This window comes from Dokdonella sp. (assembly GCF_051958935.1).
Classification (GTDB): Bacteria; Pseudomonadota; Gammaproteobacteria; order Xanthomonadales; family Rhodanobacteraceae; genus Dokdonella_A.
Genome location: NZ_JBQCFP010000145.1, coordinates 1 through 11,305 on the forward strand (window position 1 = coordinate 1; position 11,305 = coordinate 11,305).

The 11,305-nt window shown below is 67.7% G+C and carries 8 protein-coding genes; 5 read left to right on the plus strand and 3 right to left on the minus strand.

Annotation, left to right across the window (positions count from 1 at the left end):
- Positions 1-164: 164 nt before the first annotated feature.
- The 3 genes from ACTHK2_RS14275 to ACTHK2_RS14285 form a co-directional block, all read right to left on the minus strand.
- Complete coding sequence (locus ACTHK2_RS14275) at positions 165-1,589, minus strand: right-handed parallel beta-helix repeat-containing protein (protein ID WP_440246389.1); 1,425 nt, start codon at positions 1,587-1,589, stop codon at positions 165-167.
- Positions 1,590-1,883: 294 nt separating this feature from the next.
- On the minus strand, positions 1,884-3,572 hold the full coding sequence (locus ACTHK2_RS14280) for a right-handed parallel beta-helix repeat-containing protein (protein WP_440246390.1): 1,689 nt from the start codon (positions 3,570-3,572) through the stop codon (positions 1,884-1,886).
- A gap of 116 nt (positions 3,573-3,688) precedes the next feature.
- The gene (locus ACTHK2_RS14285) at positions 3,689-5,125 is read right to left on the minus strand and encodes a hypothetical protein (RefSeq protein ID WP_440246391.1); all 1,437 of its coding nucleotides are present in this window, start codon (positions 5,123-5,125) and stop codon (positions 3,689-3,691) included.
- Positions 5,126-5,545: 420 nt separating this feature from the next.
- Between ACTHK2_RS14285 and ACTHK2_RS14290 the strand changes: the two genes are divergently transcribed.
- The 5 genes from ACTHK2_RS14290 to ACTHK2_RS14310 all read left to right on the plus strand — a co-directional run.
- On the plus strand, positions 5,546-6,106 hold the full coding sequence (locus ACTHK2_RS14290; protein ID WP_440246392.1) for an ECF-type sigma factor: 561 nt from the start codon (positions 5,546-5,548) through the stop codon (positions 6,104-6,106).
- Between the two features lie 84 nt (positions 6,107-6,190).
- Complete coding sequence (locus ACTHK2_RS14295) at positions 6,191-8,995, plus strand: protein kinase domain-containing protein (RefSeq protein WP_440246393.1); 2,805 nt, start codon at positions 6,191-6,193, stop codon at positions 8,993-8,995.
- Positions 8,996-9,553: 558 nt separating this feature from the next.
- A complete protein-coding gene (locus tag ACTHK2_RS14300) occupies positions 9,554-9,907 on the plus strand; it encodes a nuclear transport factor 2 family protein (protein ID WP_440246394.1) in 354 nt (117 codons plus the stop codon).
- 145 nt (positions 9,908-10,052) lie between these two features.
- Positions 10,053-10,889, plus strand: a complete 837-nt coding sequence (locus ACTHK2_RS14305) for a helix-turn-helix domain-containing protein (protein WP_440246395.1) — start codon at positions 10,053-10,055, stop codon at positions 10,887-10,889.
- A gap of 176 nt (positions 10,890-11,065) precedes the next feature.
- On the plus strand, positions 11,066-11,305 hold a 240-nt coding region (locus tag ACTHK2_RS14310; protein ID WP_440246396.1), incomplete at its 3' end, for a hypothetical protein.

The following is an 11,305-nucleotide window of genomic DNA, read 5'->3' on the forward strand; positions in this document are numbered from 1 at the left end:
GCTCCTGTTGCGGCGCGCTCGCACGTCGCGAGCGCTGCGGGGCCTGCACGGTCAGGAACGTCGATTCCGAGTGGGTAGCGCCAAGGCGTACGTCACTTCGCGACCTTGCGCGACGACCGAGGCGATCGTTCGACGCGGCCGGCGCTCCGCTGATCGCCTCCGCGTCAGCCGGCACCCGACTCGAAGCCATTGTCGAAGATCGAATCGTCGATGAGCGGGTTTTCGCATGCGCCGATGTCGCGCGCGCCGCCTACGTTCTCGCGGTGGACGTTGTCGACCACGCGCTGCATTCCGAAGACATCGAGCGGCGGCGCCGCATCGGCGGCGTGGTCGATGCCGAGCGCGTCGGCTCGCAGGCAAATCGAGTCGGGCAGGAACAGTACCTCACCCTCGACGATGTCGGCGCCCGCATTCGCGCCAAGGCGATGGGGGGACAGCAGGTTGCGCAAGAACGTACGATCGGGCCCGTCGGAGTCGAGCAGGAGCTGCGGCCGATCGACGATCGTGTCGCTGACGACGAGTCCGCCGGGCGCCACGCCGAGGAAGGTCGGCGAAGCGAGGCTGCCCGTGATCGTCGACGCTTCGATCCGCACGAAGCCGCCGTTCAACGCCTCGGCGATGTTGTCGCGCAGTGTGTTGTCCACCACGGCGGTATTGGTCGCCGTGATATTGGCGCCGCTGGACGGCTCACCGAGATTGGTCGAGAAGATCGACGACGACGCGTTCTTCTCGATCCACACGCGGTCGACGACGATCGCCGCACCGCTCGTAGCACTGAACAACGGATAGCCATCGCCGGGGGAGTTGTACGACACGCTGTTGCAGCGGGACCGACCCGCGGGGCAGATCGGGGCCGGGGTGGTCCAGTCGCAGGCGGTGTTCAGTTCCAACCGCGCGTTGCCGTTCATGTCGAAGGTCGGGTGCGCATGCATCGCATCGCCGTTGGCGTCGATCCGCAGGTTGCGCCCGCACAGGACGACCGGCGCGCCTTCCGAAAACATGCCGATTGCGCCCTCCTTGTTTCCGATGATCGTAAGCGGGTCGCCTGGCGTGATCGATTCGAGATGGCTGGTGCGGGCCGGCAGGACACCGCTTTGGCCGATCAGGATTCCGAGTCCGCCGTTGTCCCGGAACACGTTTCCGGAGGAGGCCACGTCGACCGACGCACCATCGCTTAGAGCCAAGCCATCGCTGCCATTTTCCGAAAACTCGTTATACGTCGACATGACGCTGACCGACACCTGGCCCGTCATCACAGCACCCCAGAGGTGGTTCCGCGCAATGACGACGCCACCCTCGAGGCTCACGAATGCCTCGCCTCCATTCGTTTCCACTTCGATGCCGGTGGACCGGTTTTCGACGATGTGCGTGTCGCGAAGGCCAAGGACGCCGTTCCCCTTGTAGTAGATACCTCCTCCGTTGTACGTCGACGAGCCCCTGATGCCGTCGCGAAGCACGAGTCCGCGCAGATTGACCACGCCGTTGCCGCGAATCCTCAGCGCAGGCTGCTCCTGCGCACCGCCTGAGATCGTTGAACGCCCGCTCGGCTCGGCGGCCTCGCAGCTCTCGTACCCGCCGATGATGTCCAAGTCCGCATTCTCGACGACGAGGTTCTCGCGCCAGACCCTGGCGGGATCGCCGTCGTTGGAGATGTGATGACGCGGAAGCCACCGAGGTCGTGGGCGAGATTGATCGCGGCCTGGACCGTGCGCCTCGTGCAACCGGCGCCGCTGCCGACGCTGATGTAGTCCTCGGCGTGCGCGGGCGATGATGCCGTCGCGACCACGAACGCACCGGAGAGGGCCGCGAAGATCGCGGGGACATGGGACCTTTTCATGATGTCGACTCCGTGTCGAAGCGCCTATCGGCGAAGGGTGGGAGGTTCACTCGAAGCCGTCGGCGAAAATCGAGAGCTCGGCGATCGGGTATTCGAAAGCGCCGAGATCACGCGGGCCGTGCGTATTGGCAACTTCCACCGTGTCCACGTCACGCGGATGGCCTTCGATGTCGGTGCCGCCGGCCGCGCGCGCGTAGTCGACACCGGGCGACTCGCGCGACAGGCGACCCAGGCCTTCGCTGTAGATCGGCTGGCCGATGATCATTTCCCGCGGCACGCCGTCTGCGCCGATGTCGTTACGCGCGAGCACGCGATCGAGATGGATCGCCGAGGCCAGGCCCTCATTGGCGAGCAGCACCTGCGGCTGGTCGAGAATGCTCTCGGTGATCTGGAACAGCGCCGGATTGATACTCACGAGGGAAACGCCGAACGGCCCGCCGTTGCCGAAGATCGTCGAGTTCCAGATGTCGACGATGCCGCGGTTGAGGGATTCGAACAGGTTGTCGCGCAGCGTGTTGCCGATCACGAGCGCATCGGCGAGCGTGATCGACGACCCGCTGTTGGCCGTGCCCAGGTTGGTCGAGAGGATCGACGTAGCCGAGTTCTGGTTGATCAGCACGCGGTCGAGCTCGATGCGTGCACCGTCGATGGCCGAAACCAGCGGTCCGGCCGCGGTGTTCCATGCGATGGAGTTGCACGTATGCGGCCCCAGCGGCAATCCGCACATCGGCGCCGCTTCTGGCGGGAACTCGCAGTCTGCGCCATTCAACTCGATCGCCGCGTCGCCACCTTCCGCGTGGACGATGCGACCGCCGTTCTCGTTGATTGAGATGTTGCGTGCGCAGATGCGGTACGCATTGCGCGTACGCAAGCGGATGGCGCCGGCTCGATTGGCATCGATGCCGAGTGGATTGGCGGGATTCGTGGAGAACAGCCGGCTTTCGCCCTCGAGCGAATTCGTCGCGTAGTAGGAGATGTTCACGCCGTAGCCGCCGTTGCCCGAGACGACGGGCCCGGTCGCACCGATGTCCACCGACGCGTTGCCGCCGTAGATCTCGATGCCGTTTTCCACGTTGTCGCGCACGCGGTTGTCGTCGCCGCTCATCGTGACGTGCAGGCCGTAGGCACCGGCGATCCCGTGCCTGCCGTTGTTCTGCACCTGCACGTTCCCGAGGATGTCGAGCCGCAACGTACTGCCCGCTCCGGGGTAGGCGAGGATGCCGTCGCGTCCATTGTTGTTGATGGTGACGTCGCGCAGCTCGATGCGCCCGTCGGCGCTGGATTGGATGGCGCCCGACGACGCGCCTTCGAACCAGAACCCGCGCATGCGCAGGTCGATGGTCCCGCGGATGTCCAGAAGCGTGGTGCCGCCGTAGAGGCTCGCCTTGCCGGACGCGGTCGGCGCGAGATCGCGGCAGTTGTCGAAGCCGCCGACGAGTTCGATCTGCACGTCGCGATGGAGGTCGAGCGACAGGTTCTCGTGCCACGCCCCGCCGGGCACGTCGTCGGTCACGAGAATGAGGTTGTACCCGTGATTGCTGTTCGCGAGGGTGATCGCGTCCTGCACGGTGTGCTTGGTGCAGGAGGGGCCGCGGCCGACGAGGATCGCGCCGGCCTGCGCCACCCGCACGCCGAACAGTCCCACCGAGAGGACCCCCAGCAATGCCAGCTTGGACGCCGTGCATGAAGCGATGCGTGCGCCACGTCGAGCGGGCGCTTTATTGGACATGGACATGTCGTAGCTTCCTTGAGCGTGGGGTCGCACGCGAGGCATGCTCGGGCGCGGGGCGGGTTCAGGCGCGAGCACGAGGGGCGAAGGCCGACGTCGGACCGGACGCGCCGCGCGGTGACCTATCGACGGCTCGGCGTCGGCGTGGCCGCGACGTCGAAGTCGTCGTTGAAGAGCGGCAACACGTAGCGCGTCGCCGCGAATGCGGTATTGCGACTGAAGTCGGGGAGCGGCGCCCCGACCGGGATCGACCCGACGAAGTACAGATAGTCTCCGGCCAGCAGAAGGCTGTGCGGCGCAGGCGAGACGATCCCGTCCTCGGGCGCCGCCGGCGCGGCCTGCCGAAAGACGCCGTTCTGCCCGTACGTGGCGTCCAGATGCCCGTCGGCGCGCAGCATGACCGTCATCGCGACACGCTCTTCCTCGGCCGCCCAGCCACCGACCAGCACACGGTCGCCGTCGACGATCCGGACGTCCAGTGCCGCCTGCGATCCGGCGCCGAGTAACGCATCGTCGAGTTCTCGCCGGCCGTCGACGGCAAAGGCCGTGTCGAGGCGACCATCGGCGAGCAGTCGTGCAATACCGAGGTGCACGTCGATGTTCGATGAGGGTGGCGAGACCGGTCCCGCGACCACGATCCGCCCGAGCGAGTCGAGGTCGATTGCGTGCGCGTAGTCGCTGTCGCCCGAACCGAAGCCGACGAACGCGAATCCCGTTCCTTCGGTTCCGAACGCGACGCCGAGCGAACCGTCCTCCTCCACCTGCGCGACGAACATGTCGAGGTCAGCGCCGGACGCATGAAGTGCCGAGCCGACGATGAGCAGGCGTCCGTCGTCGCGCTCATAGGCATTATTGCCGAACGCGAACGGCGCCTCTCCGGGCGTGCGCGCAGGTGCGATGCAGATCGCCCCATCGCCCGCGAAGCTCGCGTCGAACGCGCCATCCTCCGTCAGCCGCGCCACGCCGGCGCACGCCGACGTGTTGGACATGGCATACCCCACGACCAGGATGCCGCCACCGCGGAGCGGCAGAAGGCGCATCGGCCGGAAGATAATGCCTCCATCGAGGAACGTTCCCGCCTCGAGGACGCGCAATCCCCCATCGCCGAAACCCCTCACGTAGGCGCCCCGTCGGTCGAGCTTGACGAGCACGCCATCGTTGCGCAGCGTCGAGCCGAGAACCAGCAAGTTGCCGTCATCGACGGATGCGACGCCCACGAGATCCGACGCGTCGCCCAGACTCATCACGAAGCGTCCACTGCCGTCGGGACCGAACGAGGTATCGGGGCGGCCGTCCGCCGTGAACATGGCGACGGCGAAACGCCGCTCCGCCACCGGGCCGTTGCTGCTGATGCCACCGAGCAGGAGCCGTCCGTCCGGCATGCCGACGGCCGTCGCCGCGGCGTCCCGGGCACCGTCGTCATGATCGATGCGCATTCTCGCGATGCCGTCGTCCAGCCCGCCGTACGCGGGGTCTGCATGCGGTGGCGTTGCCGCGGCGCCGAAAACCGACGTGCCGGCGAGGGTTGCCGCGAATGTAAGCCGAAGGAACAATTCCATGGAGCATTCCGCAATGGGTTCGCCGACCAGAAACGTCGGTTCCCTCGCGGCAGCGCCATGCCGCCGTCGGCGATGCGGTCCCGGACGAAGCCTGTGCGAGCGGCGTACCTGCTCGACGGTGTCGCGGCCATCCCGCGCCGCTTCGCGGCGGGCCGGAGTGCCGCACGCTGCTTCCGCTCAAGCCGCGCGGCAACGCCGCGGCTCTCCCAGCAGATATCGTGAAATGAGCTCTCGCCGCTGCTCGCAGGCAACGCACCGTTCCAGCCAATCCGGCCATTCTTCCATAGGCACGTTCAGTAACTCTGATATCGTATGTTCTATCGTGTCCAAGGCATTCCCGCACGGCATCCGGCCCGATCCCGGATAGAACGCCGAACGAATGCCCGGAGCGACATGCACGAACACGCGACGAGGTCGACGATGGCCGACGCTAACGACAACGCGGAGATGCAGCCCGGCCTGCCTGCCTCCTATGCCGGCGACGAACTCTTCGTCGAAGTGTACGATCGGCTCAAGACGATGGCCGGCAACCAGCTGGTCAACAACGTCGATTCGATCAACACGACCGGGCTCGTGCATGAGCTGTACCTGCGCATGGTGCACGGCAAGTCTTTGCGTTTCATCGACCCGGCGCAGTTCTTCGACTACGCCGCGAAGGCGATGCGCCACCTGCTCGTCGACCGCGCGCGCGCGCGCATGCGCACCAAGCGCGGGGGCGGACTCGTGCAGGTCGAGCTGCCGTCCGAGACCACGTCGCTCGCGGACGTGACCGCGCAGCGCGCCCTCGAGCTCGACGACGGCTTGCGCAAGCTCGAAGGGGAGGCGCCGCGCGCCGCGCGCATCGTGGAGCTGCATTACTTCGCCGGTCTGTCGCTGCCGCAGGTCGCCGACCAGCTCGGCATCTCCACGCGCACGGTCAATCGCGAATGGCGCTTCGCCCGCGCGTTCCTGCACGGCGAGCCGCACCACGAAGACGCGTGACGACCAGATGGCGCTGCGGCGACGCGGGCGCCGTTTGTCTCCGATGAAGGATCGTGTCTCGGCGCATTACCGACGAGGTCACCCGTGAGCGAACGCTTGTCCATCGGCGAACTCGCCGACGCATTCGACAACCTGACCGCGTTGTCGGAGGTCGAGCGCCGGCGCTGGCTGGCCCGCGACGGCCTGCATGCCGACGATCGCGCGCGGCTCGTGCGCATGCTCGCCGCCGACGAGCACGCGGAGCATCGATTCCTCGACGAGCCGGCGCTCGTCCACGCGCAGCTCCTCAAGGAGAACCAGCCGACCTACGTCGAGCCGGCAGCCCTCGTCGGCCAGCAGTTCGGCGCGTTCCGCCTCGAACGGGTAATCGGGCAGGGAGGTATGGCGACCGTGTTCCTCGCGCGACGCGCAGGCGCGGACTTCGATCAGGTCGTCGCGGTGAAGCTGCTTCGTCGTGGGCTGTTTTCGGCGGTCGAGCAAAAATTGTTTCGCCGCGAACGACGCCTGCTGGCCGGCCTCAGCCATCCCCACATCGCGCGCCTCATCGACGGCGGCATTACCGAGGCCGGCATCCCTTATCTCGTCCTCGAGTACGTCGAGGGCCTGCGCCTCGACGAGTACGTCACCACGCACCGCCTCGACGTACGCGCGCGCCTCGCGCTGTTCGTGCGCGCCGCCGCCGCCGTCGAGGCCGCGCACCGCGCGCTGATCGTGCATCGCGACATCAAGCCTTCCAACATCCTCGTCGGCAACGACGGCACGCCCAAGCTGCTCGACTTCGGCGTCGCCAAGCTGCTCGGAGAGGACGGCGATAACCACACGCTTACCGCCGCGCTCACGCCCAGCTACGCCGCGCCCGAACAGATCGGTCGCGGCCCCATCACGACGGCCGCGGACATCTACGCGCTCGGCATCGTACTGCACGAGCTGCTTACCGGCAGCCGGCCGACGGGACCGGACGCAGGTCCGCCGTCGACGAGCATCGCAGCGTCGCCACAGCAAGGCCGCGTGTCGCCGCCCGCCGACGCCGCGCTCCTGCGGCGCACGCTGCGGGGCGATCTCGACACGATCGTCCAGCGCGCACTGCATGTCCGTCCGGAACAGCGCTATCCGTCCGCGGCTGCGCTCATCGAGGACGTGCAGCGCTACCTCGACGGGCGTCCCGTCCTCGCGCATCCGCCGTCGCGCGGCTACGTGTTGCGCAAGTTCCTGCGTCGCAACCGCCTCGCGGCCGGTCTCGGCGGCGCGATGCTGCTCGCCCTTCTCGCATCCCTTGGCGGGGCCCTCTGGCAGGCGCGCGCGACGCGCGCCGAAGCAATGCGCGCCAATTCCGTGCGCGACCTGCTCATCGACGTGTTCAAGACCGCGGAACAGCGGCAACCGGAAGGATCGCGCGTGACGCCCGAGGACGTCGTCGACATCGGCATGCGGCGCGTGCTGAACGATCCGACGTTGCCCGACGAATCGCGACTCGAACTCGTCGGCGCGCTCGCCGCGGTCGCCTCGTCGATGGGCGCGTATCCGCAGATGGACGCCCTTACCCGGGCGGCCACGGAGATCGCCGATCGCCTGTACGTCGAAGGCGACGAACCGTACACGACGGCCCGACGCTGGCGCGCGGAGGCGCTGCTGCACCTGGAACGGCCCGCCGAGGCGGTCGCCCTGTTGCAGCCGATGCGCGATCGCCTCGCTGCGAGCGACTCGCGGGTGGCGTACGAAACGCTCATGGTGCTATCGACCGCGCTGGACCGGCTCGGCGAGGAAGGCGACGAATCGCTGCAGCTCGTCCGTAGCATGCGTGAGCGCGCGCTGTCGAGCACCAGCCTGCCGCGCGAAGTCGTGCTGCAGGTGTTGATCAACGAATCGGACCAGCTCGCCGCCAAGCATCGTTTCAAGGAAGCGCTCGAGCGTGGCGAGGCCGCGGAGAAGTACTGGCGCGACCATGAACTCCCGCTCGACAGCGAGATCCTCTGGCTTTACGAAGGCATCGGCAATGCGGCCAGTTCGCTCGGCGACGCCGCGCGCGGCGAGGCGGCATATCGCCGCGCGATCGCACTCTCCGAGCGCATCCACGACCGACCGCATCGCGAGACGGCGTGGTTCGTCGGGCTCCTTGGCAGCTACCTCGTTTCGCTGGGACGCGCCGACGAGGCGGAACCCTACGTTCTGCGCGGCCTCGCCATGCGACGGCAGCTGTCGGGCGAAACGGCACCGGAAACGCTGTTCGCGCTCGGCGCGTTGAGCCGCCTGCGCGCCATCCAGGGCCGCCACGCAGAAGCGATCGCCGCGCTGGACGAAGGCATCGATGCGTGCCGTCGCCAGGCGATCGACAGCGAAGCCTGCGTGCGCCTGCTGCAAACTCGTGCGCGCCTGCAGCTGCAGACCAGCGACATCGCGGCCGCGAAGGTGGACATCGAGGCGGCGATCGCGATGCAGAAGCGCGTGTCCGGCGAGGAGAGCGCGATGATCGCGAGCCAGTACGCCTACCTTGCGGAAGTGGAGCGACGCGAAGGCCGCTACGCCGATTCCGTCGCGACGGCGGACAGGGCGCTCGCCCTCATGAAGCGGTTCGGTGGCGGCCACTGGGCAGACGTCGCGGTCGCGCGCCTGCAGCGTGCGTGGTCGAACCTCCAGCTCGGTCATGCGCAGGCAGCACTCGACGAGATCGAGGACGCCGAGCGAGGCTTCTCCGAGGCTTCGCCGCAGAACGTGAAGATGCGCGTCACGATGAAACATGTCGCGGCGTCGGCGCTCGCGCAGCTCGGTCGCGGCGACGAATCGCTTCGCGCGGCGGCCGCGGCGCTACAGCTCGCGGGATCGGACGCGAAGGCCGAGCCCGAGGTCGTCGCAGCCTTGAAACGGCTCGCTGCCGGTAAAGCTGAAAATTGACGCAGCCGCCTGCATGGCATCGCAGTGGGGGGGGCTGCGAAGTGGGGATCCATGCAGGCAGCCGCTGCAAACAGTGACCTCCCTGCTGCTTGCGCAGGGGTAAACGCCGTGGCGAGCCCCAACGCGACATCCTTGGCGCGCGTCGACTTCGGGCATCGGCATCGCTGCGCTCTTTCGCGCACGCGACGCTTCGAAGCCGTCCTCGAAGCGTCGCGGCGGGCGGGTGCCCGGGTTTTCGAATTCGCCCGGATCACGAGGCATGCGCACGTCGGGCCTCTCGCCCCCGATGATCGACGCATGTGCCGAGAGCACGGCGGCGGCGAACGCGCCGAACGTCATCCTCGCGCCGGTCGCGAGGCGCATTCGTCTCATCCGGTTTACGTGCATGACCGACCTCGTTCGGGTGCGGCGACATCAATGACGTAGCCGGGGACAGCATGGGTCATCCGGGGTGAACGTGGAAATCGGCACAACGCGGCAATCCGCATACACTGGTCAGGCGTGGCGCCGCGCGCCGGATTCCGACGTTGACCCCGGCGAACGCAGGAGGATCACCAGATGCTGACCACGGCCTTCGCGGCATCGTTCGCGCGCGCATGGATCGATGCGTGGAACGCGCACGACGTGGATCGCGTGCTCGCGCACTACGCAGACGACTTCCAGCTCGCGTCGCCGTTCATTGCGAGCATCGCGGACGTCCGCGAGGGGCGCCTTACGGGCAAGTGCGCGATTCGCGCCTACTGGGCGGAGGCGCTTCGGCGGATGCCCGACCTTCAATTCCGGTTGCTCGCCTGCTTCACCGGCGTCGACAGCGTCGTGATCCATTACCACGGGGTTAGCGGACCCGCCGCTGAAACCCTCGTTTTCGGCCCGGATGGGCGCGTGATTCGCGCGTACGCCCACTACCTCTGAGGCCGCTGCGTCGCCGCGGCAGCGCGTGGCGCTGCTCCGACGGAATCGGCGTTTGCCCGTTCGACTGCCCAGCGCGAGCCGCGCGGGCCATCCGAACGGGGGAAACATGCGGACAGACGTCCACTGCGTACGGAACAACCAGCGCATGCGTCTGGACGATCCGGTCACCGCGAATGGCGTGCGCGTCGTCGTCGGACTGGGTCGCTCGACGATGCTGTCCACGCGCGCGGGCGAGGCCACCGCGATCTGCGTGCTGCGCGGGCGCGTGCGCGTCTCGTTGGAGCATGCGCGCTGGACGCTGGATGCACCGATCACGCTATTCCTCGAAGGAGGCGAAGCCGTCGCACTCGGCGGCGAGGGCGTGTGGGTGTACGCGACCGCATCCCACTCCGTGGTCCAGGATCTCGTCCGCGACGCGTGCGGACGGCCGATTGGCGCGCCGCCGGTGCCGGGCACGCTACGCATGGGGCCACGGCTGCGTCACATCCTCCGCACCGCACTGCGCTCGCGACGCGCGGATGCGTGCGAAACGCGCCTCCTCGCGTCCTCCGTCGCGACCTGCCTCGCGACCATGCAACTCGAATACGAACCGCTCATCGCCCGCTGCGGCGGTCGCAGCTGGAAGCAACGGCGCAACGCGTTCGTGCGGCTGCAGCGTGCGCGCAATTACCTCTGCTCGAACCTGCATCGCGAGCTGAGCATCGCCGAAGCCGCGGCCATCGCGAACTACTCGCCGTTCCATTTCATCCGCGCGTTCGAAGCAGCGTATGGCGCCACGCCGCACGCCTATCTCGTCGAGCAACGCCTCGCCGCGGCGCGCGATCTCCTGCGCACCAGCTCGCTCGCGATCGCCGAGATCGCGAGCATGAGCGGCTTCGAGGATCGCAGCGCGTTCGCCCGCAGCTACAAGCGCCATTTCGGCATCACCGCCTCCGATCACCGGCGCCTGCTGGCTGCCGCCCCCATCCAGGCGGTCGCCTGACGGCCCGTCGTCGAACCTCGGCAGCAGCCGAGCGAACACGCGGCCGCGCCTCGGCAGTCGGCCGCATCAACCCCGATGTCCAACAGAGAGGTCGAAACATGACAGTCGAAACACCTCATGCGTACCGAGCCCGCGAGATCCTTCGAGACCTGCCCTTGCGCACGCTGTCGGCGGCGATGCTCGCCGCGCTCGGCGGCGTGGCGCACGCGCAGGATGGTGCGGGCCAGAAGCTCGAGACGATCACGGTGACCGGTTCGAACATCCGTCGCGTCGACATCGAAACGTCCAACCCGGTCGTCACCATCGATCGCGCCGCGATCGAGAAGACCGGCAAGCTGACCCTGGGCGACCTCGTCCAGCAGCTCCCGGCCGTCACCGGCCCGAACACCAACCCGCAGGTCAACAACTCCGGCGGT